At 73.0% G+C, this 22,064-nt stretch carries 16 protein-coding genes and 1 riboswitch; of the genes, 12 read left to right on the top strand and 4 right to left on the bottom strand.

Annotation, left to right across the window (positions count from 1 at the left end; all coding sequences use genetic code 11):
- Positions 1-132 precede the first annotated feature (132 nt).
- Positions 133-2,196 (top strand): M4 family metallopeptidase, encoded by a 2,064-nt coding sequence (locus tag A4R25_RS05580; RefSeq protein WP_064445846.1) that lies wholly within the window; start codon positions 133-135, stop codon positions 2,194-2,196.
- Positions 2,197-2,291: 95 nt separating this feature from the next.
- Here the strand turns inward: A4R25_RS05580 and A4R25_RS05575 are convergent, their stop codons facing one another.
- Together A4R25_RS05575 and A4R25_RS05570 are read right to left on the bottom strand one after the other, a co-directional pair.
- Positions 2,292-2,741: a YbaB/EbfC family nucleoid-associated protein gene (locus A4R25_RS05575; protein WP_043323797.1), complete on the bottom strand. Its 450-nt coding sequence runs from the start codon at positions 2,739-2,741 to the stop codon at positions 2,292-2,294.
- 183 nt (positions 2,742-2,924) lie between these two features.
- Positions 2,925-3,569, bottom strand: coding sequence for a transglycosylase family protein (locus A4R25_RS05570; RefSeq protein ID WP_064445845.1), 645 nt, complete (start codon positions 3,567-3,569; stop codon positions 2,925-2,927).
- A riboswitch (cyclic di-AMP (ydaO/yuaA leader) is annotated at positions 3,568-3,713 on the bottom strand. Its footprint overlaps the gene before it by 2 nt.
- Positions 3,714-3,885: 172 nt before the next feature.
- On the opposite strand from A4R25_RS05570, the gene A4R25_RS05565 reads away from it, so the two are divergent.
- From A4R25_RS05565 to A4R25_RS05555, 3 genes are read left to right on the top strand one after another with little or no spacing between them, the layout of a single operon-like run.
- Positions 3,886-5,448, top strand: a complete 1,563-nt coding sequence (locus A4R25_RS05565; RefSeq protein WP_064445844.1) for an LLM class flavin-dependent oxidoreductase — start codon at positions 3,886-3,888, stop codon at positions 5,446-5,448.
- Between the two features lie 46 nt (positions 5,449-5,494).
- On the top strand, positions 5,495-5,971 hold the full coding sequence (locus tag A4R25_RS05560) for a helix-turn-helix domain-containing protein (RefSeq protein WP_043323791.1): 477 nt from the start codon (positions 5,495-5,497) through the stop codon (positions 5,969-5,971).
- A gap of 33 nt (positions 5,972-6,004) precedes the next feature.
- A complete protein-coding gene (locus A4R25_RS05555) occupies positions 6,005-6,703 on the top strand; it encodes an SDR family oxidoreductase (RefSeq protein ID WP_064445843.1) in 699 nt (232 codons plus the stop codon).
- A 561-nt stretch (positions 6,704-7,264) separates the two neighbouring features.
- Here the strand turns inward: A4R25_RS05555 and htpG are convergent.
- Positions 7,265-9,157: a molecular chaperone HtpG gene (htpG, locus tag A4R25_RS05550; protein ID WP_064445842.1), complete on the bottom strand. Its 1,893-nt coding sequence runs from the start codon at positions 9,155-9,157 to the stop codon at positions 7,265-7,267.
- 137 nt (positions 9,158-9,294) lie between these two features.
- On the opposite strand from htpG, the gene A4R25_RS05545 reads away from it, so the two are divergent.
- The 8 genes from A4R25_RS05545 (at position 9,295) to A4R25_RS05510 (ending at position 15,792) form a co-directional block, all read left to right on the top strand.
- Positions 9,295-10,023, top strand: a complete 729-nt coding sequence (locus A4R25_RS05545; RefSeq protein ID WP_043330104.1) for a FadR/GntR family transcriptional regulator — start codon at positions 9,295-9,297, stop codon at positions 10,021-10,023.
- On the top strand, positions 10,020-10,847 hold the full coding sequence (locus A4R25_RS05540; RefSeq protein ID WP_043323784.1) for a sterol desaturase family protein: 828 nt from the start codon (positions 10,020-10,022) through the stop codon (positions 10,845-10,847). Before A4R25_RS05545 ends, A4R25_RS05540 begins: the two co-directional genes overlap by 4 nt.
- The gene (locus A4R25_RS05535) at positions 10,844-11,518 is read left to right on the top strand and encodes a lysoplasmalogenase (RefSeq protein WP_064445841.1); all 675 of its coding nucleotides are present in this window, start codon (positions 10,844-10,846) and stop codon (positions 11,516-11,518) included. Before A4R25_RS05540 ends, A4R25_RS05535 begins: the two co-directional genes overlap by 4 nt.
- A complete protein-coding gene (gene smpB / locus A4R25_RS05530) occupies positions 11,491-11,982 on the top strand; it encodes an SsrA-binding protein SmpB (protein WP_064445840.1) in 492 nt (163 codons plus the stop codon). The genes A4R25_RS05535 and smpB overlap by 28 nt, the downstream gene beginning before the upstream one ends.
- Before the next feature lie 109 nt (positions 11,983-12,091).
- Positions 12,092-12,529 carry a VOC family protein gene (locus tag A4R25_RS05525; RefSeq protein ID WP_064445839.1) on the top strand — a complete coding sequence of 146 codons (438 nt, stop codon included), beginning with the start codon at positions 12,092-12,094 and terminating at the stop codon, positions 12,527-12,529.
- Between the two features lie 61 nt (positions 12,530-12,590).
- A complete protein-coding gene (locus A4R25_RS05520; RefSeq protein ID WP_064445838.1) occupies positions 12,591-13,166 on the top strand; it encodes a helix-turn-helix domain-containing protein in 576 nt (191 codons plus the stop codon).
- Positions 13,163-14,443 carry an MFS transporter gene (locus tag A4R25_RS05515; RefSeq protein ID WP_064445837.1) on the top strand — a complete coding sequence of 427 codons (1,281 nt, stop codon included), beginning with the start codon at positions 13,163-13,165 and terminating at the stop codon, positions 14,441-14,443. Before A4R25_RS05520 ends, A4R25_RS05515 begins: the two co-directional genes overlap by 4 nt.
- Positions 14,444-14,556: 113 nt before the next feature.
- Positions 14,557-15,792 (top strand): glycoside hydrolase family 16 protein, encoded by a 1,236-nt coding sequence (locus tag A4R25_RS05510; RefSeq protein ID WP_064445836.1) that lies wholly within the window; start codon positions 14,557-14,559, stop codon positions 15,790-15,792.
- 462 nt (positions 15,793-16,254) lie between these two features.
- Here the strand turns inward: A4R25_RS05510 and A4R25_RS05505 are convergent, their stop codons facing one another.
- Positions 16,255-22,020: a TIR domain-containing protein gene (locus tag A4R25_RS05505; protein WP_064445835.1), complete on the bottom strand. Its 5,766-nt coding sequence runs from the start codon at positions 22,018-22,020 to the stop codon at positions 16,255-16,257.
- Between the last annotated feature and the right edge of the window lie 44 nt (positions 22,021-22,064).

Raw genomic sequence — 22,064 nt, 5'->3', positions numbered from 1 at the left:
GCGACGGTCGATCTGTCGACCCGGAGCCACGCCGGCAGCTCCGGTGACCGGCCGTCACCCTGCCTCGCACCACCGCGCCGCCCGTCCCCACCGGGCTCGTGCGGCGCGCCTGTAGAACAGGAGCAAACCTCCGTGAAACTCTCACCTCGCCTCGCCGCGCTCACCGGCGCGGCGGCGGCCGGCGTCATCGCCGCCGGCACCGCCGCGGCCGTGCAGGCCGCGCCACCCGGGCCCGCCGCCCCCAACCCGGCCCAGGCCCGAGCGGCCGCCGCCGACTCGACCCGCGCGCTGGTCGCGAACCGCCCCGCCTACCTCCAGGCCGGTTCCGACGACGCGTTCGTCCAGAAGCCGGTCATCTCCTCGGAGGGCACCCAGTACGTGCCGTACGAGCGCACCTACAAGGGCCTGCCCGTGGTCGGCGGCGACTTCGTGCTGGCCACCGACTCCGCCGGCAACCTCAAGTACGCCTCGGTCGCCCAGCAGCGGCCGATCGGCGCCCTCGCCACCACGCCCGCGCTGACCCAGGCCGCCGCCGCGGCCACGGCGCGCGCCCAGCTCAAGACCGTCAGCGCCGTCGAGGGCACCACGCTCGTCGTCTACACGCTCGGCGCCGCACCGGCGCTGGCCTGGGAGACCACGGTACGTGGCACCGGCGCGGACGGCCCGAGCCGGCTCACCGTCGACGTCGACGCCCGTACCGGCGCGGTCCTGCGCAAGCAGGAGCACGTGGTGCGCGGCACCGGCACCGGCGCCTGGAACGGGCCCAGCCCGCTCACGCTCAACACCACCCAGTCGGGCTCCACGTACACCATGAAGGACCCGACCGTCACGAACCTGAGCTGCCAGGACGCGGCGAACAACACCACGTTCAGCGGCTCCGACGACGTGTGGGGCAACGGCACCGCCACGAACAAGGAGACCGGCTGCGTGGACGCGCTGTTCTCCGCGCAGACCGAGCACAAGATGCTCGCCCAGTGGCTGGGCCGCAACGGCGCCAACGGCAACGGCGGCTACTGGCCGATCCGGGTGGGCCTCAACGACCAGAACGCCTACTACGACGGCAGCCAGGTGCAGATCGGCAAGAACACCGCCGGTCAGTGGATCGGCTCGCTGGACGTGGTGGCGCACGAGATCGGCCACGGCATCGACGACAACACCCCCGGCGGCATCTCCGGCGGCGGCACGCAGGAGTTCGTGGCGGACACGTTCGGCGCGGCCACCGAGTGGTTCGCCAACGAGCCGTCCAGCTACGACGCGCCGGACTTCCTGGTCGGCGAGAAGATCAACCTGGTCGGCTCCGGCCCGATCCGCAACATGTACAACCCGTCGGCGCTCGGCGACCCGAACTGCTACTCCAGCAGCATCCCGTCGACCGAGGTGCACGCCGCGGCCGGGCCCGGCAACCACTGGTTCTACCTGCTGGCCAACGGCAGCAGCCCGACCAACGGGCAGCCGTCCAGCTCGACCTGCAACAGCAGCAGCGTGAGCGGACTGGGCATCCAGAAGGCCATCAAGATCATGTACAACGCCATGCTGCTGAAGACGTCGTCCTCGTCCTACCTGAAGTACCGCGTCTGGACGTTGCAGGCGGCGAAGAACCTCTACCCGAGCAGCTGCACCGAGTTCAACGCGGTCAAGGCGGCCTGGGCGGCGGTCAGCGTACCGGCCCAGTCGGGTGAGCCGACCTGCGCCGGCGGCACCCCGACGCCCACGCCGACCGCCACCACCACCCCGCCGTCGGGCGGCTGCTCCGGCAACAAGCTCGCCAACCCCGGCTTCGAGTCGGGCAACGTGAGCTGGACCGCCTCGTCCGGCGTCATCACCACCGACAGCGGCCAGGCCGCGCACGGCGGCTCGTACAAGGCGTGGCTGGACGGGTACGGCTCGTCGCACACCGACACGCTCAGTCAGTCGGTGACGATCCCGGCCGGATGCCGCGCGACGTTCAGCTTCTGGCTGCACATCGACAGCGCGGAGACGACCACCGGCACCGCGTACGACAAGCTCACCGTCAAGGCCGGCAGCACCACGCTGGCCACCTACTCCAACCTGAACAAGGCCACCGGCTACGTGCAGCGGTCCTTCGACATCTCGTCGCTCGCAGGCACCACGGCGACCATCTCGTTCAGCGGCGTGGAGGACAGCTCACTGCAGACGTCCTTCGTCGTCGACGACACCGCGGTCACCCTGAGCTGACCGTGGCGTAGCGCGGCCGGTCGTCGTCCTCCCGGCGGCCGGCCGCCTCGTCGTGCCGGGCGGTGCCGCGTCGCGCCTGGCCGCGTGCGGTCGGGTCAGGCCGGACGCCCGGCCTGGGACGCCGTGCCGCGGTCGCGGTGGATCCGCGCGGCCGCCTCGTGCATCGCGCGACCGAACAGCTCGGCCTGGTCACCCATGCTGCCGAGCCGGGCGGCGAGCGCGTCGGCGTCGGCCCGCGCCGACGCGCTGACCCGGGCGTCCAGCTCGGACAGCGCGGCGTTGGCGGCGGCGGTGACATGTCCGCAGAGGACGTCGAGGGGCTCGCCGGCCAAGTCCGGGTCGATCGTCACGGAATCCAGCCGGCCACCCTGAACGGCGACCGCGCGGACCCGGCCGTCGGCTGCGGTGCCCTCGGCGCGCAGCAGGTCGCCCGGCTCGCCGTCGGCGTGCTCCGAGGCCCGGGAGCGCATCGCGGTGAGCGCCTGCTGCGTGCGGGTCAGCAGTTCGTCGATGCTCGCGGCCGCCGAGAACGGATCGTTGGTCATTTCCGCGCTTTCTTCACGTCTGAGCCGATCATCGTGACCCTAGCAACCGGCTCCGACGAATCGCGGTCAGCGGCCGTCACGGGTGGCGTCCGGTGCCGCGAGCAGGCCGGACACCGGCGGCGCGGCGTGTCGCGGACGGCCGGACGCCCGGCCGGAGCGAACCGGCCGGGCGTCCGGACCAGATCAGCGCAGACGGAGCCGCTGACCGGGGAAGATCAGGCCGGGGTCGTCGCCGACCACTGCCCGGTTGCGCTCGTGCAGGGCACGCCAGCCACCGTCGACCCGCTGCGCCACGGCGATCTCCGACAGCGTGTCCCCGCGCCGGACCACGTACGTCCCGGCCGACGGCTGCGGCGCCGCAGTCGTCGCGGCCCGCTCCGGCGCGGTCTTGCGCGTGGCGGCCCGCTTCGGGGCGGACTTCTTCGAGGTGGCCTTCTTCGGGGCCGCCCGCTCGGACCGGGTCGCCGCGGCGTTCGCCGAGCCGCCCTTCTTGCCGCAGACCGGCCACGCGCCGATGCCCTGGCCGCGCAACACCTTCTCCGCGACGGCGATCTGCTCGGACCGGCTGGCCAGGTCGGCGCGGGCGGCGTACTTCTGGCCGCCGTAGCCGTTCCAGGTGGCGCGGGAGAACTGGAGCCCGCCGTAGTAGCCGTTGCCGGTGTTGATCTTCCAGTTGCCGCCGGACTCGCAGCGCGCGACCGCGTCCCAGTTGACGCCCGCGCTGGCCGGAGCGGCCGGGCCGAACAGGCTCGCGGCGCCGACGACGGCGCCGGTCACCACCGCACCGAGAGCGGTACGGCGGCTTCGGGCCGAGTATGCAGTTGCCATGTGGATTCCTCCACGCCGACGAGGTGAGCTGTCGGGTTCGGGCCGAGGAGCCCGGCCGCCGGTGGCGGCTTCACCCCGAGGTGACGATGCACCGTGGAACGTGTGGTTCCCCCGCTCCCGCACGAGGTTCGGTTACCGGGGCCGGCGGCGGGATTTGGCGTTTCCGGCCCGCGGTGCCCGCGAATGCGGGCGAAACCGACGCTAAGGACGGTTTGCGACGATCGTCCACTTCTTGTGACGGTGTTCACCCGGCCGGGCTACCACCTGTGGAGCTACCGTGGCAGGGCCGAGCAAGATCACGGGAGGGGCGGGACGGATGACCGATCACGGACACGAGCTCACCTTCGGCGGCTTCATCACGCCCGCCGCCGGGCAACCCGACCAGGTGGTGGCGCTGGCCACGCTCTGCGAACAGGTCGGGCTGGACCTGGTCACGTTCCAGGACCACCCGTACCAGCCGGGCTTCCTGGACACCTGGACGCTGATGTCCTACGTGGCCGCCGTCACCGAGCGCATCCGCCTGGCCGGCAACGTGCTCAACCTGCCGCTGCGCCAGCCGGTGGTGCTGGCCCGCAGCGTGGCCAGCCTGGACCTGCTCACCGGCGGCCGGGTCGAGATGGGACTCGGCGCGGGCGCGTTCTGGGACGCGATCGAGGCGACGGGCGGGCGGCGCCTGTCCCCCGGCGCGGCGGTCGAGGCCCTGGACGAGGCGATCCGGGTGATCCGCGAGGTCTGGGACACCGACCGCCGCGGCATGATCCGCGTCGACGGCGAGCACTACCGGGTGGTCGGCGCCAAGCGCGGTCCGGCGCCCGCGCATCGGGTGGGCATCTGGGTCGGCGCGTACAAGCCGCGCATGCTGCGCCTGGTCGGCCGCGCCGCGGACGGCTGGCTGCCCTCCCTGTCCTACCTGCCCAAGGGCCCCGACGAGCTGCCCGCCCTGAACGCGCTCGTGGACGAGGGCGCCGAGGCTGCCGGGCGCGACCCGGCCGAGATCCGCCGCATGCTCAACGTGACCGGCACGTTCGCGCGCTCGTCGGCCGGCTTCCTGGCCGGCCCGCCGGAGCAGTGGGTGGAGGAGCTGGCCGGGCTCACGCTGGAGCACGGCGTCACCACGTTCATCCTCGGCAGCGACGAGCCGCGCGCGATCCAGATCTTCGCCCAGGAGGTAGCGCCGGCGGTCCGCGAGCTCGTCGCCGCCGAGCGCACCGCGCCCGGCAGCGGGGCCCGCGCGGTCGCCGACGACACGGCCGCCACCGGCGGCGCGGCCACGCTGGCGGTCACCCCCACCCCCGACCCGGGGGTACGTCTGAGCGCGCGCCGCCCCTGGGACGAGTCGACCCGGCCGACCGCCCCGCCGCCTCCGGCCGGCCAGGTCTACCCACCCCGGGGGCAGGCCGCCGGGCAGCACCTGGTGGACGTGCACGACCACCTGCGCCAGGAGCTGGCCCAGGTGCGCGACCTGCTGGAACAGGTCAAGCGGGGCGCCGTCTCGCCGGGCCGGGCGCGGGCGGCGCTCAACGAGATGACCATGCGGCAGAACAACTGGACGCTCGGGGCGTACTGCGCGGCCTACTGCACCATGGTCACCCAGCACCACGGGCTGGAGGACGCCTCGATCTTCCCGCACCTGCGCCGCTCCGAGGCCGGGCTGGCGGCCGTGCTCGACCGCCTCGAGGAGGAACACGTGGTGATCCACGGGGTGGTGGAGGGCGTCGACCGGGCGCTCGTGGAACTGGTCCACCGGCCCGGCGACTTCACGCAGCTCCAGGAGGCGGTGGACCTGCTCACCGACACGCTGCTGTCGCACCTGTCGTACGAGGAGCACCAGATCGTCGAGCCGCTGGCCCGGCACGGCTTCTTCCCCGGCCAGCTGTGAGGTAGCTGACTTTTGATTTCCTAAGTCAGGGGGTACCGTCGAAGCCATGACGGACCTCCTTGCCCAGCGTGACTCCTGGTCCACCGCCAACTGCTCGATCGCCCGGGCGCTGGAGGTGGTCGGCAACCGCACCACGCTGCTCCTGCTGCGCGAGGCGTCGTTCGGCACCCGCCGCTTCGACGACTTCGCGCGGCGGGTCGGCGTCAGCGAGCCCGTCGCCGCCGCACGCCTCAAGCAGCTCGTCGCCGACGGGCTGCTCGACCGGCGCCCCTACCGCGAGCCCGGGCAGCGTACCCGCGACGAGTACGTGCTCACCGCCAAGGGCAGCGACCTGATCCCGGTGCTGGTCGCGCTGCGGCAGTGGGGCGACACGTACGCCGCCGACGAGGCCGGCCCGGCCGTCCGGCTGACCCACGACGAGTGCGGCGCGGCCGTGCACGCCCGGCTGCGCTGCGACGCCGGACACGACGTACCGCCCGGCGAGCTGGCCGTCCTGCCCGGTCCGGGCCTGCTGTCCGCCTGACCCACCTTCCTTCCCCACCCCTCGGAGCGAGACATGAAGATCGCTGGAAGCACCGCCCTGGTCACCGGCGCCAACCGTGGCTTCGGCCGGCACCTGGCCGCCGAACTCGTCGCGCGCGGCGCGACCGTCTGGGCCGGCGCCCGCAACCCGGACACCGTCGACCTGCCCGGCGTCACCCCGGTACGCCTCGACATCACCGACCCCGCCTCGGTGGCCGCCGCCGCGGAGCGGGCCGGCGACGTGACGCTGCTGGTGAACAACGCCGGCGTGAGCACCGGCGCCGACCTGCTCGACGGTGACCTCGCGCAGATCCGGCTGGAGCTGGAGACGCACTACCTCGGCACGCTGTCGGTGGTACGCGCGTTCGCGCCCCGGATCGCGGCGAACGGCGGCGGCACGATCCTGAACGTGCTGTCGGCGCTGTCCTGGTTCACGATCCCCGGCGTCGGCGCGTACGGCGCGGCCAAGGCCGCCGAGTGGTCGATGACGAACGCGCTGCGCCTGGAACTGGCCGGCCGGGGCGTCCGGGTCGCCGGGCTGCACGTGGGCTACATGGACACCGAGATGGCCGCCGCCGTGCCCGGCCCGAAGGCCCACCCGGCCGACGTCGCCCGGCTCGCCGCCGACGGCATCGAGTCCGGCAGCTACGAGATCCTGGCCGACGACGTCGCCCGCCGGGTCCAGGCGGGGCTGTCCGGTGGGGTGGCAGCGCTCTACCCCGCGCTCCCCTGAACAGACCCGTCTCGCCGAGGTGGCGGGGTCAGAACCCGTCCGATGCCGCCACTTCGGCGCAATGGTGTCGATCAAGCGCAAGCCACGACAACCGCCCGGACACAGCCGATCAACAGCCTTCGACAAGAGCCCGACATCAGCCGACGCTCGCCAAGCGGCGCTCCGTCAGATCCACCCGCTCGACACCTGCGCATTGGGGCCGCCCCGCCGACGCGGGCCCGCAAGACCATCTCCGCCAGAGCCCTCACTCATCTAGAGCCCCGAGCGTCCCTCCAACTGCGATCGATCTTCCTCATTCCGGGACGCCCCAGGTGATCAACACCAGCTCGGCGAAGTGGCGGGGTCAGAGCCCGCCTGATACCACCACTTCGGCGAGCTGGAGTCGATCAAGCGGCAGCCAGCCGCCCGCACGAGCCCGGCGAAGGACTGACCCGACAACCACCCGGATCGACTTCCCGGCGCTTGATCGACACCAGCTCGCCGAGGTGGAGGCATCGGGGGCACCCAGATACCGCCACCTCGGCGTAGTGGAGTCGATCAAGCGGGCCGGGTCGGGTCGGGCTACAGGCCGCGGGCCAGGCGGTCGGCCAGGATGCGGGTGAACCGGGCCGGGTCGGCCAGCTCGCCGCCCTCGGCCAGCAACGCCATGCCGTACAGCAGCTCGGCGGTCTCGGTCAGCGCGGCCGTGTCGCCGCCCTCACCGTGCGCCTTGCGCAGCCCGGTGACCAGCGGGTGGGCCGGGTTCAGCTCCAGGATCCGCTTGACCTGGGGCACTTCCTGGCCCATCGCCCGGTACATCTTCTCCAGCGTCGGCGTCATGTCGTGCGCGTCGCCCACCACGCAGGCCGGCGAGGTGGTCAGCCTGGTGGACAGGCGCACCTCCTTGACGCTGTCGGCGAGCGCGCCGCCGAGGAACGTGAGCAGGTCGGCGAACTCCTGCCGTTCGGCCTCGGCCTTCTCCTTCTCCTCCTCGGTCTCCAGGTCCACCTGGCCCTTGGCGACCGAGCGCAGCGTCTTGCCGTCGTACGCGCCGACGCGCTCGACCCACACCTCGTCCACCGGGTCGGTGAGGATCAGCACCTCGTAGCCCTTGGCGCGGAACGCCTCCAGGTGCGGCGAGTTCTCGATGGTGGCCCGGTTCTCGCCGGTGGCGTAGTAGATCTCGCTCTGCCCGTCCTTCATCCGCTCCACGTACGCCCGCAGCGTGGTGGGCTCGGCCGGGTCGTGGGTGCTGGCGGCGCGGACCAGTTCCAGCAGCGTCTCGGTGTTGTCCGGGTCCTCCAGCAGACCCTCCTTGACCACCGCGCCGAACTCGGTCCAGAAGGTGCGGTACGACTCGGCGGACATGTCCTTGAGCGTGGCGAGGACCTTCTTGACCAGCCGGCGGCGCACCGCCCGGATCTGCCGGTCCTGCTGGAGGATCTCCCGGGAGATGTTCAGCGACAGGTCGTGCGCGTCCACCACGCCCTTGACGAAGCGCAGGTAGTTGGGCATCAGCGCGTCGCAGTCGTCCATGATGAACACGCGCTTGACGTAGAGCTGCACGCCGCGGCGGCCCTGCGGGGAGAACAGGTCCAGCGGGGCGTGCGACGGCAGGAACAGCAGCGCCTCGTACTCGAAGGTACCCTCGCCGCGCATGTGGATGGTTTCGAGGGGGTCGGCCCAGTCGTGCGCGACGTGCCGGTAGAACTCCTTGTACTCGGCCTCGTCGACCTCGTCCCGCGAGCGCGCCCAGAGCGCCTTCATCGAGTTGAGCGTCTGCTCCTCGCGCGTGGTGGCGCCGTCCTCGCCGGGCTTGTCGACCGTCATCCGGATCGGCCACGAGATGAAGTCGGAGTAGCGCTTGACGATCTCCCGGATCGTCCACTCGGCGGTGTAGTCGTGCAGGTTGTCCTCGGTGTCGACGGGCTTGAGGTGCAGCGTGACCGAGGTGCCCTGGGGTGCGTCCTCGACCTCCTCGATCGAGTACGTGCCCTCGCCGGTGGACTCCCAGCGGGTGCCGCCGGACTGTCCGGCGCGGCGAGTCAGCAGCGTCACCTTGTCGGCGACCATGAACGTGGCGTAGAAACCGACGCCGAACTGGCCGATCAGCTCCTGGGACGCGGCGGCGTCGGAGGACTCGCGCAGCTTGCGCAGCAGTTCGGCGGTGCCGGACTTGGCGATGGTGCCGATCAGGCGGACCACCTCGTCACGGGTCATGCCGATGCCGTTGTCCCGCACGGTGAGCGTACGGGCGTCCTTGTCGGCCTCGATCTCGATGTGCAGGTCGGAGGTGTCGGCCGGCAGGTCCTTGTCGACGAGCGACTCCAGCCGCAGCTTGTCCAGCGCGTCGGACGCGTTCGAGATCAGTTCGCGCAGGAAGACGTCCTTGTTCGAGTAGATCGAGTGCACCATCAACTGCAACAGCTGACGGGCCTCGGCCTGGAACTCCAACGTCTCGACCCCGTCGCTCACACCGGCTCCTTCCCTCTGGCGGCTCCTACGGCGGAAAGGATACGAGGGGTGACCGCTGCGGCACGCACCGGCCGCCCCGGAACTCGACTGGTACAACCAGTTGACGGGTTGATGTGTACGGGGCCACACTGCTGCGCATGACCTTCGATCCCGCGCCCCGCGTCTCGGTCTCCGACCACGTCTTCGGCCGGCTGCGCGACGCGATCGTCTCCGGCCGGTACGCGCCGGACGAGACGCTGCCCGGCGAGCGCGAGCTGGCCGGCGCGTTCGCGGTCAACCGGCACGCGGTCCGGGAGGCGCTGCGCCGCCTGCAGCAGCTCGGCCTGGTCAGGGTCAGCCAGGGCGGCGCGACCCGGGTGCTGGACTGGCGGGTCCACGCCGGGCTGGACCTGGCGCTGTCACTGGCCCGCTCCGGTGACGTACTCCCGGTCGAGACGCTGGTGCGCGACATGCTGGAGATGCGGGCGTGCGTCGGGATCGACGCGGCCCGGCTGTGCGCCGAGCGCGGCGACGCGGCCGTCGTCGCCGCCGTGGTCCGGGCCGCCGAGGAGTACGGCGACCTGGCCCCCGACCTGGACCTGATGAACGAGGCGAACATCGCCATCTGGCGGCTGGTCGTACGCGGCAGCGGCAACACCGCCTACCAGCTCGCCTTCAACAGCCTGGTGGCCGGCACGTTCGCGGTCGGTGACGTCCCCCCGGACGCCCGCGCGGCCGAACTGCTCGACGTCGCCGGGCACCGCCGTCTCGCCACCTCGATCGCCTCCGGTCAGGGCGCGGCGGCCGCCCGGCACGCCCGGGAGCTGCTGACCGCGCCGGTCACCCCCACCCCCACCACCACCCCCGGAAGGGAAGCGCGCGCATGATCCCCGCCGTGCTGTACGCCGTCCCGGCGTTCCTGCTCCTGATCGTGATCGAGGCGGTCTCCTACCGCTTCCTGCCCGACGACGACGAGCGCGGCTACGAGCTGCGCGACACCACCACCAGCCTGTCCATGGGGCTGGGCAGCCAGATCATCGGCTTCCCGTGGAAGCTGCTCACCGTCGGCCTGTTCGCGGCGCTGTGGACCGTGGCGCCGGTGCAGTTGTCCCCCGGCGACTGGTGGACCTGGGTGATCCTGTTCTTCGCCGACGACCTGGCCTACTACTGGTTCCACCGCTCGCACCACGAGGTGCGCGTGCTCTGGGCCAGCCACGTGGTCCACCACTCCAGCGTCTACTACAACTTCTCGACCGCGTTGCGGCAGAGCTGGACGCCGATGACCTCGCTGCCGTTCTGGCTCGCGCTGGCCCTGCTCGGAATTCCGCCGTGGATGATCTTCCTGCAGCAGTCGGTCAGCCTGCTCTACCAGTTCTTCCTCCACACCGAACGGATCAGGGTGCTGCCCCGGCCGATCGAGTGGATCTTCAACACGCCGTCGCACCACCGGGTGCACCACGGCTCCAACACCGAGTACCTGGACCGCAACTACGGCGGCATCCTGATCATCTGGGACCGGCTGTTCGGCACGTTCGAGCCCGAGCGGGCCTCCGCGCGCTACGGCCTCACCAAGAACATCGGCACCTACAACCCGCTGCGGGTGGCCACCCACGAGTTCGCCGCGATCTGGTCCGACGTACGCCGGGCCGACTGCTGGCGGCACCGACTCGGCTACCTGTTCGGCCGCCCGGGCTGGCAGCCGGCCCGATGAGGCGCTCCTGGATGCTGCTCCTGTTCGGGCTGGTCGCCGCCGTCGAACTGGTCGGGGTCGCGCTCGACTCGACGGTGCTCCAGTGGCTGGCCAAGCCGCTGCTCGCGCCGGTGCTGCTGGCGTACCTCTGGGAGCGCCGCCGCCGGGTGGACGCGGTGGCGGTCGGCCTGGTCGCCGCCACCGCGGGCGACGTCGCCCTGCTCCTGGAGGGTGACACCGCGTTCCTGGCCGGCATGGGCTTCTTCCTGGTCACCCAGATCGCGTTCATCACCGCCTTCGTCCGGCACCGGCGCGCGCCGGTCGTGGCGTGGGCCGGCTACCTGCTCGCCTGGGCCGGGGCGAACGCGCTGCTGTGGGGCATGCTCGGGCCGCTGCGGCTGCCGGTGCTCGGCTACAGCCTGGCACTGTGCCTGATGGCCGCCGCCGCGGCCGGGGTGTCCGCGCCTGTCGCCGCCGGCGGCGCGTTCTTCCTCCTCTCCGACCTGCTCATCGGCGTGGGCGCGGCCGGGATCGAGCTGCCCGGGCGGGGCCTGCTGGTGATGACCACCTACTGCGCGGCGCTGCTGCTGATCACCACCGGCTGGGTGGCCGCGACCCGCCCGGCGACCGGCCCGGAGTCGCCGCCCGCGGGTACCCTGCTCGCGTGGCCAGGGAGAACGGGCGCAAGCTGATCGCCTCGAACAAGAAGGCGCGGCACGACTACGACATCCTCAAGACGTACGAGGCGGGCATCGTGCTGGCCGGCACCGAGGTCAAGTCGCTGCGCGAGGGGCGGGTGTCGCTTGTCGACGCGTTCGCCCAGGAGCGCGACGGCGAGATCATGCTGTACGGCCTGCACATCGCCGAGTACGGCTTCGGCACCTGGACCAACCACGCGCCCCGGCGCACCCGCAAGCTGCTGCTGCACCGGGTGGAGATCGCCCGCATCCTGGAGAAGCTGCGCGACGGCGGCGTCACGCTGGTGCCGCTGTCGATGTACTTCGCCGACGGCTGGGCCAAGGTGGAGCTGGGCCTGGCCCGGGGCCGCCGGTCGTACGACAAGCGTCAGGCGCTGGCCGAGCGGGACGCGAAGAAGGAGATCGCCCGGGAGTTGGGTCGCCGGCTCAAGGGCCGCGCCACCGGCCGCCGAACCTGATCCGTCCCGTGTTGAGGACAGTCGCTGTCCGCTGGCTCCGGCAGGCTGGACGGCGACCGATCACACGTGCCGCCGGTTCGCCGGCGGGACCGACGGAAGGTGAGCCGAGATGGCCCGCGACGTGCAAATCACCATCGACTGCGCCGACCCGGCGAAGCTGGCGGCGTTCTGGGCCGAGGTCCTCGGCTACCGGGTCCAGGGCCCGCCGGAGGGCTTCGACTCGTGGGAGCAGGCGCTGACCGCGATGGGCGTTCCGCCGGAGCGGCACAACGACGCCTCGGCAGTGGTCGACCCGGAGGGCGCCGGTCCGCGACTGTTCTTCCAGCGGGTGCCGGAGTCCAAGCGGGTCAAGAACCGGGTGCATCTGGACGTCCGGGCCGCGCCCGGCCTGACCGGCGAGGCCCGGACGGCGGCGCTGGAGGCGGCGGCCGACCTGCTCGTTCCGCTCGGCGCGACGCGCGTCGGGCGCTTCGAGCCCGCTCCCCCGCTGGAGGCGGGGCACGTGCTGATGACCGATCCGGAGGGCAACGAGTTCTGCCTCGACTGAGACCCGAGGAGATTCGACAAGACTCCTTGTACATTACTTCTTGTCGGTCTAGCCTGACGGCATGACCGACGGAACCGGCAACCGGCGCCTCAGCGACCCGCGCGCCATGCGGGCGCTGGCCCACCCCACCCGGCTGCGGCTGCTCGGCGAGCTGCGCCTGCGCGGCCCGCAGACCGTCGGCATGCTGAGCGAGCGGACCGGCGAGGCGGTCGGCTCGGTCAGCTACCACGTCGGCAAGCTGGCCGAGCACGGCTTCGTGACCGAGGCCCCCGAACTGGCCCGGGACCGGCGCGAACGGTGGTGGCGGGCCGCGCACGCCACCACCGACTGGGATCCGCTCGAACTGCTCGACGACCCCGAGCGCCGGCTCGCCGGCAACCTGCTGCGCCAGGCCGCCATGCAGCGCTACGTGGACCGCTACCAGGCGTACCTGGAATCGGAGGCCGACCTCGACCCGGCCTGGGTCCGCGGCACCACGAGCAGCGACACGGTGCTGCGCCTGACCCCCGACGAGCTGGTGGAGCTGCGGGACGAACTGTCCGAGCTGGGCCGGCGCTGGCGGGAACGCGGCGCCGCCGGCCGGCCCGGCGCGGAGATGGTCACGCTCATCTGGCAGGCGTACCGGGGGCCGCGGTGACCCGCGACCGCCGGCCGCTGGCCGGACTGCTGATCGGGCACGCCGTCTCGCTGACCGGCAACGTGCTCACGCTCATCGCGCTGCCGCTCTACGTGCTGGCCGAGACCGGCTCACCGGCCGCCACCGGGCTGGCCGGCGCGTTCGCCACCGCGCCGGTGGTGCTCGGCGGCGCGTTCGGCGGCGTGCTCGTCGACCGGATCGGCTACCGGCGCTCCAGCGTGCTCGCCGACGTGGTCTCCGGCGTGACGATCGCCGCCGTACCCCTGTTGCACTCCACCGTCGGCCTGCCGTTCCCGGCGCTGCTGGCCCTGGTCTTCGTCAGCGGACTGCTCGACACGCCGGGGCAGACCGCGCGCACCGCGCTGCTGCCGGAGGCCGCGGCGGCGGCCGGGGTGCCGATCGAGCGGGCGGCCGGGTGGGAGGACGCGACCTCGCGCGGCGCCCGGATGATCGGCGCACCCCTGGCCGGCCTGCTGGTCGGCGTGTTCGGGGCGGTGCCGGTGCTGGCGCTGGACGCGGTGACGTTCGCCGTGTCGGCGCTCGTGGTGACACTGCTGGTGCCGCGTGGCCTGCGGCCGTCCGACGACGGGAGCGAGCCGGAGACCGGCGGCTACTGGCGGCAGTTCGCCGCCGGGCTGCGCTTCCTGGTCCGCGAGCCGCTGCTGCGCGCCATGGTCCTGCTGGTGCTGGTGACGAACCTGTTCGACGCGGCCAAGAGCCAGGTGCTGCTGCCGGTGGTCGCCGAACGGGAACTCGGCGGGCCGGCCGCGTTCGGCCTGCTGGTGGGCGTCATGGGTGGTGGGGCGCTGGTCGGCTCGCTGGTGTTCAGCGCGATCGGGCACCGCCTGCCCCGCCGGGCCACGTTCGTCACCGCGTACGCGCTGTGCGGCGCCCCACCGCTGTGGGCGCTCGCCGCCGCGCCGCCGCTGCCGGTGGTGGCCGCCGTGGTGGCGATGGCCGGGCTGGCCGCCGGCGCGCTCAACCCGCTGATGGGCGCGGTCCAGTTGGAGCGGGTGCCGCCGGCCATGCGGGCCCGGGTGTACGGCGTGATCGGCGCGGGCGCGTGGGCGGCCATGCCGGCCGGCGCGGTCGGCGCGGGATTCGCCGCGGACCGGTTCGGCCCGACGTCCACACTGGTCGTGATGGGCGCCTGCTACCTGCTGGTGGTGCTGACGCCGCTGCTGGGCGGGCCGTGGCGGGACATGCGCCGGCCCACAGTGGTGCGGCAGCGCGAGCCCGAGCCCGTCTCGGAGCGCAGGCGGGAAACGCTCTCTTGACATCGACCGACTTCGTTCATACCTTCATCGAAGTCTATTTGTATGGTTTGTTAACCGTTCGGCGGGGCCGGCCGCCGTGACGGAAACGGCCACCACCCCGCAGGAGGCGCCCCGTGCGCACCATCCGTACCCTCGCCGCCCTGGCGGTGACAGCGGTCGGCCTCACCGCCGCCCTCACCGTCGTCCCCCACTCCCCCGCGATCGCCGCCCCCGGCGCGGTCACCTGGTCCGACGACTTCAACGGCCCCGCCGGCGCCGCGCCCGACGCGAGCAAGTGGCGCTACGACATCGGTGGCGGCGGCTGGGGCAACAACGAGTTGCAGTACTACACCAACAGCACCCGCAACGCCGCGCTCGACGGCAACGGCAACCTGGTCATCACCGCCCGCCGGGAGAACCCCGGCGGCTACAACTGCTGGTACGGAAGCTGCCAGTACACCTCGGCCCGGCTGCTCACCAACGGCACGTTCGCCCAGGCGTACGGGCGGTTCGAGGCGCGCATCAAGGTCCCGCGTGGACAGGGGCTGTGGCCGGCGTTCTGGATGCTCGGCAACGACATCGGCACGAACCCGTGGCCCGGCAGCGGCGAGATCGACATCATGGAGAACGTCGGCTACGCGCCGTCGACCGTCTGGGGCACGCTGCACGGCCCCGGCTACTCCGGCGGCAGCGGCGTCGGCGCCTCCACCTCGCTGCCCGGCGGGCAGGCGCTCGCCGACGCCTTCCACACGTTCGCCGTGGACTGGGCGCCGGACTCGATCACCTGGTACCTCGACGGCGTGGCGTACTCCCGCAAGACGCCCGCCGACATCGGCGGCAACCGGTGGGTCTTCGACCACCCGTTCTTCATGATCATGAACGTGGCGGTCGGCGGCAACTGGCCCGGCTCGCCGGACGGCAGCACGACGTTCCCGCAGACCATGACCATCGACTACGTCCGGGTCCAGGCCTGGGACAACGGCGGCGGGGGCACCGGCGGCCAGATCACCGGGTACGGCAACAAGTGCGTCGACGTGGCCAGCGCCGGCACCGCGAACGGCACCCCGGTGCAGCTCTGGACGTGCAACGGCACCGCCGCCCAGCGCTGGAGCTGGAACGCCGACGGCTCGGTACGCGCGCTCGGCAAGTGCCTCGACGTGGCCGCCGGGTCCACGGCGAGCGGTGCCAAGGTGCAGCTCTACGACTGCAACGGCACCGGTGCGCAGAAGTGGGTGTTCAGCGCGGCCGGCGACATCGTGAACCCCCAGGCCAACAAGTGCCTGGACGCCACCGGTCCCAGCTCGGCCGACGGCACCCGGCTGCAGATCTGGGACTGCACCGGCGCCGCCAACCAGAAGTGGCGCCGCTGACCGGCGTCCCGGCCCGGGGCGGGCGGCGCACCCGCCCGCCCCGCCCTCACCCGCCCCGGCGTCACCCGCACCCGCACCCGCGATCTTGCACTTTCGGCCCGAGTCGCGCCCCGAATGTCCCGTTCGCCCGGGCACAAAGTGCAAGATCGCGGGCATGGGGTGCGGCCGGCCCACCCGCCCCCTGCCCGGCCACCCGCACCAGCCACGCGTGTCCGGATTCCAGGATTCGCGGACCACATCCCGGAACTGCAGTAGATCTTGGTAGGAAAGGGCCCCCATAGGGACCCTTTCCTACCAAGATCTCCGGACCGCCCTCGGACGAGGCGCCCACGGCGGCCCGGCGGGACGAGCACCTCCCGGCAGCGCCCACGGCGGTGATCAAGGAGTTTGTGTCCGGATCGGGCGCGGATCGGGACACAAACTCCTTGATCACCGCGGAGAGCACGGGGAGATTCGCGGGGGTCAGAAGGGGGCGTCCACGGGTAGTCGGCGGACCTGGGTCAGGTAAGGATCCAGCTCGCCCACCTCGAAGCGGCACGTGCCGATGACGTGCCAGAACTGGCCGCCGGGGTCACCGTCCAGCTTGTACCGGCCGTCCGGGCTGACCGCCGCCCATCCGTCCGGCAGCCCGATCAGCGTGGTCCGCAGCTGGGCGTGCTCCGGGTCGGCCACGTCCCACAGGCGTACGGTGCCGTCGTCACCGGCGCTGGCGAGCAGGCTGCTGTCCGGGCTGAAGTGCACCGACCAGACCCGCCGGGTGTGTGCCGCCAGCGTACCGTGCAGCCGGCCGGTGACCGGGTCCCACAGCCGGATCACCAGGTCGTCGCCGGCGGTGGCGAGCAGGTTGCCGTCCGGGCTGAACGCGCAGGACCAGAGGCGGCCGTCGTGTTCGGTGAGCACGACACGCGGCTGGCCGGTCTGCACGTCCCAGACCACCGCCGTGCCGTCGTTGCCGGCGCTGGCCAGCAGCGTGCCCTCGCTGTTGAAGCCGACCGAGTAGACCCGGTCGGTGTGGTGTTCCAGCGTCATCCGGCAGGTGGCGGTGGCGGCGTCCCACAGCCGTACCGTCTGGTCGTCGCAGCCGGTGGCGATGGTCTCGCCGTCCGGGCTGAACGCGACGGTGCGCACCCGGCCCCGGTGCGGGGTCAGCGTGGCGAAGTGGCGGCCGGTGCGGCGGTACCACAGGCGTACCGTGTCGTCGTCGTTGGCGGTGGCGAGCGCGTCGCCGTCGGGGCTGAACGCGACCGCCCAGACGTGGTCGGTGTCCACGTTGAGCTCGCGCTCGTCGGCGCCGGTGTCGGTGTTCCACAGGTGCACGCCGCCGTCGCCGCTGGGCGAGGCGACCAGCGGCTCCTCGGGGCAGAACACCACGGACAGCAGCCGGTCGGCGGGGCTGGCGAGCTGGCGCAGCAGGCGGCCGGTACGCGGTTCCCAGAGCCGGATCACGCCGTCGTTGCCGCAGGCGGCGAGCACTTCCCCGTCGTCGCGGAAGGACAGCGCGGTGACCCGCCGGCCGTGCCCGCGCAACGTGTGCTGGAGCTGCCCGGTGCGTACGTCCCACAGCCGGGTGGTGCCGTCGTTGCTGCTGGTGGCCACCTGGTTCTGGTCCGGCCGCCAGACCACCGGCCAGACCGAGCCGCGGTGCCGGGTCAGCTCGTGCCGGACCTGCCCGTCGTCGGTGTCCCAGAGCTGGATCGCGCCGTCGCTGGCGGCGGTGGCGAGCAGGCTGCCGTCGCCGTTGAACCGGACGCTGTAGATCGCGCCCCGCTGCCGCCCGAGCACCCGTACCGGCCGGCCGGTCTCGGTCTCCCACAGCCGCAGCGCGCCGTGCGTGTCGCCGGTGGCCATCAGCGTGCCGTCGGGGTGGATGTCGAGGGCGTACACGTCGGCCTCGTGGCCGCGCGGCGAGCGCAGCAGCTCGCCGTCGGCCGCCCGGCGGACCCAGACCCGGCCGTGCTGCCCGACCGCGGCCAGCAGCCGCCCGTCCGGCGTGTGCGCCAGCCGGTAGACGACTTCCGGCTCGCGCACCTCGAACACCAGCCGGCCGGTGGGGATGTCCCAGCCGCGTACCGTGCCGCCGCTGTCGGCCACCACGACCCGCCGGCCGTCGGGGCTGAACGAGGTGCCCCAGATCGGCGCGGCGTGGCCGGGCCACTCGTGGCGCAGCCGGGCGGTGCGCGTGTCGTACAGCCGCACCACGCCGGCCGCGTCGCCCACCACGAGCCGGCCGCGGCGGCCGTCGGTCAGCAGCGGCCACACCCAGCCGGTGAAGACGTCCTCGATGACGTGCCGCACGTCGCCGTGGTCGGCGTCCCACAGCCGTACGGTGAGGTCGGCCGCGCCGGTGACGAGCTGGTGGGAGGCGGCGTCGTAGCGGACCGCGTACACCCGGGAGCGGTGTCCCTGGAGCGTGCGTACCGGCAGCCCGGTGGCGGTGTCGCAGAGCAGCACACCGCCGTCGTCGCTGCCGACCGCGAGCACCGCGCCGTCCGGGCTGTACGCCGCCGGCACCGGCAGCCGGCCCACCTCGAAGCCGTAGGCGACGCCCACCGCGGGCGGGGCCAGGCCCGGCGCGACCGGCCGGCCCGGCGCGACGACGGCGCCGCGCAGCTCCGGGGCGCGCAGCATGGCCGCGTCGGCGCTGACGTCGATCAGCGCGGTGCGGTGCCAGCTGCTGCCGCCCACGCGCGCGCCGCGCAGGTCGGTACGGAACAGCCGCGCCCCGGCCAGCTCCGCGTCGCGCAGGTCCGCCCCGGCGAGGCGGGCCTGGTCCAGGCGGGCGCCGCGCAGCCGGGCGTGTTCCAGCCGCGCCTCGGTCAGGTTCGTGGCGACCAGCCGCGCGTCGGTCAGGTCGGCGCCGGTGAGGTCGGCGCCGGCGAGTTCGCGGTGCGACAGGTCCTCGCCGCGCAGCACCGCGCCGCGCAGGTCGGCCCGGTCGGGCAGGCGCAGCCGGGCGGACAGCCGCAGCGCGTTGGCGCGCAGCGTCTCCCCCGCCGACTCGTCGCCGAGCACCCGAGCGGTCCAGGCGGTGCAGCGGGCCGGGTCGGCGAGGTCGCCGAGGAACTCGACGGCGAGCGCGGACAGCGACCGCACCGCCAGCGCGGCCGGTTCCTCGCCCCGGTTGATCTGCTCGGCGACGCCCTCGGCGACCAGCCATTCCATGACCGAGGTGTGGATGAACCCGAACAGTCCGTCGTCGGTGCGGACGAGCAGGCTGCCCGCGCCGACCGCGTGCGCCGCCTGCGGGCCGGACAGCCGCGAGTCGGCGCGCCCGGCGAGCTGGCCGGTGGACTCGGCCAGCTCGGCCAGGCGCAGGTACGCCTCGCCGCTCTCCCAGAGCTGGAACGCCAGCCGGCTCACCGCCTGCCACAGCTCGGGGCGGCGCAGGCTCACCGGCGCGCCGGGGATGCCCTGGGTGCGGCGCTCCTCGAAGTCCAGCCAGGACTCCAGGATCTCCCGATACAGCGCGGCGGCGCTGAACGTGCCACCCGCGCCGGCGACCGCGGCGAGGCGCCCCTCGTCCAGGTTGGCGATGAAGCCGAGCATGCGCGGGTTGCGGGAGAGCCCGAGCAGGTCCTTCACGCCGGCCAGCAGGTCCATCCGCTCGCGGGCGGCCCGCTCGTCGCCGCCGTACCGGTTGCGCAGGAACGCCTCGATCTGCCCGGGGGTGAAGTCCTCCACGGCGAGCACGCGCCGGTGCGGCAGCAGGCCGACCCGTTCGCCGAGCGCGGTCAGCACCTGCGAGTTGGTCTTGAAGTGCTGGGTCCGGCTGCTCACCACGATCTTCGCGTTGCCCTCGGCGGCCTGCAGCAGCGTCTCCAGGTGGTCGGCCGCCCGGTCGTACGTGACCCGGGCGACCAGCTCGTCGAACCCGTCGAAGAGCAGCACGATGCGGCCCTGGCGCAGCATGTAGCGGAACGCCTTGAGGTCGATCACCTGCTCGCCGTGGTTGGCCAGGTGCGCGGCGACCAGGCCGTCGACGGAGTGTGCCTTGTCCAGCGCGCGCAGCTCGACCAGGATCGGAATCAGGTCGGGCGCGGCGGTGGGCAGCCGCCGGGCCACCTCGCGCAGCGCGAACGTCTTGCCGCGGCCGAAGTCGCCGAGCACCAGCACGAACCGGCCGTCCGGGGCGGAGACGGTCTCCAGCAGCTCGTCCACCACGTCGTCGCGCACGCGCTGGTCGGCGCCGACGAGATGGCGGTAGCGCTGCGGCACGTACTGCCCGGGCGGGTAGAGGCGGTCGGCCTGCAGCCGGGCGGTCTGCGCCGCGACGTAGTCACGCAGGTCGAGCAGGCCCTGGAACTCGGTCAGGTGCAGCACGCGCACGCCCCGGCGTTGCGCCTCCTCGGCCAGCCCGCGCGGCACCCGGTCACCGTCGTAGACCAGTTCGGAGGCGATGTCCGGATCGGTGGCGTGCACCCGGCGGGCGAAGACGTCCACGTCGGCGGCGGTGGGGGTGCCCACGTGCGCGCCGACGCGCTGCTGGCGGACCACGCCGTCGGAGCGGTAGCTGATGTAGAGGTGCGGCGGGTCGGTGTCGACGCGGCGTACCACCACCCGGTCGTAGCGGGCCTCGCAGACCTCGGCGAGCCGGTCCAGCAGGCGCTGCACCGGTGCGGCGGTGACCGCCACGCCCTGGGTGGCCCCCTCGACTGCGACCGGGCGGCGCGGGTCGGGCACCTGGGCCGGGCCGGCCGCGCCGAACGTCGCCTCGGCGTGCGGCCAGTTCACCGCCGTCAGCGCCCCGGAGTCGAGGCGGTCGTCGCGGCCGAGCACCCAGCGGGTCATCCCGTCGCCGCCGAGCCGCAGCACCTGCGCCCGGCCGTCGCGGGGCGCGGCGGCCAGCGGCACCACCGGGTCGACCCGGGCCGACGGCGCGGCGTCGGAGAGCAGCAGGTTGAGCATCGGGCCGACCAGCCGGTTGACCGCGCCGCGGTCGCGCAGCGACACCGGGTCCGGGGGCACCTCGTCGGCGTACGGGCTGCGCGCCCCCGGCGCGTGCGCCATCGCGCCCAGCCGCAGCCAGCCGGACTGCTGGTAGTGGCGCAGCCGCTGGGCGAACCAGCTGGACTGCGCCTCGCCGAGGAAGCCGTACCGGTCCTCCTCGCGGTGGGTGATGGCGATGGTGGAGTTCAGCCCGGCCACCACCACCCGCAGGTCCGGGACGGGGAACAGCGTCCAGGGCTGCTCGCTGTCGAAGATCCGGTCCTCGAGGCCTTGGTAGAGGTCGTCGAACAGGCGCGCGTAGTGCCGCCACTTCGGCCAGAACGGCGGCTGCGGGTCGACGTCGTCGGCCTCGCAGGTCGCGAAGTACGCGCGGCAGGCGGCCATCGTCACGTCGCGCGGGCCGGGCACCACGATCAGGCGGTGCGGCTCCAGCCCGAGCAGCACCCGCAGGCCGGTGAGGAAGCTCAGCGCGTCGGAGAACTCGCGCGGGCTGCCCGACTCGGTCAGGTTGCCGGCGACGACGAGCAGGTCCGGCCGGGGCACGCCGTCGTTCATCAGCAGCGTGAGGTCACCCATCAGGTGTTCCTGCACCTCGCCGGGGGTGACCGGCGCGCCGGGGGTGATCACGCCCCGGCCGAAGCGCGGCCCGGCGACCTGGAGCACGGTGACGGTGTCCCGGGCGGTCGGCGGCGCCACCGCGGCCGGCGGGAACGGCGGCGGGTTGATCGGGGTACGCCGGGCGCGGCGCGGCGCGGGCGCTCCGGCGGCGGGCGCGGCGAGCACCCCGTGCGGGTCGGCCGGGTGGTGCGGGAACGCCGGCTGCCGCATCGGTTTGGCCCGGCCGTCGAGCGCCTCCCGGATGCGGTCGAGCACCCGGTTGCGGGCCTGCGCCGGGTCGTCCACACCGACCAGGTCCACATAGGTGATGGTGGCGAGCAGCCCGTCGATCGGGCAGTCCTCGACGCGTACCGTGACGAGCTTGTTTCCGGTGCCGTCGGGGTCGGCGCGCAGCGCGGCCTGCCACTCCAGCTTGCCGTACGTGGAGTGCAGGTAGCGTTCGGACAGCACCGCCACCACGACCTCGGCCTCGCGGACGCCACGGTCCATGAAGTCGATGAAGTTGGTGCCGGCGACGAAGTCCCACGCCTGCAACAGTGTGCGGTAGCCGGCCGCCTCGAACTCCCACGCCAGCCACGTCGCCCAGCGCTCGTCGGCCGGTGAGTAACTGATGAAGAAGTCGATGGGGCGGTCGGACCGGGTGGGGTGCGCGCCTACAGCCACGTGGTCATTATGGCCACCGACGGTCAACAGATCGACACCCTCGG

Origin of the sequence: Micromonospora sp. NBRC 110037 (assembly GCF_001652995.1) — a bacterium.
Classification (GTDB): Bacteria; Actinomycetota; Actinomycetes; order Mycobacteriales; family Micromonosporaceae; genus Micromonospora; species Micromonospora chalcea.
Note: the sequence above shows the minus strand (reverse complement) of the source record. Positions and strands in the feature narration are given on the sequence as shown.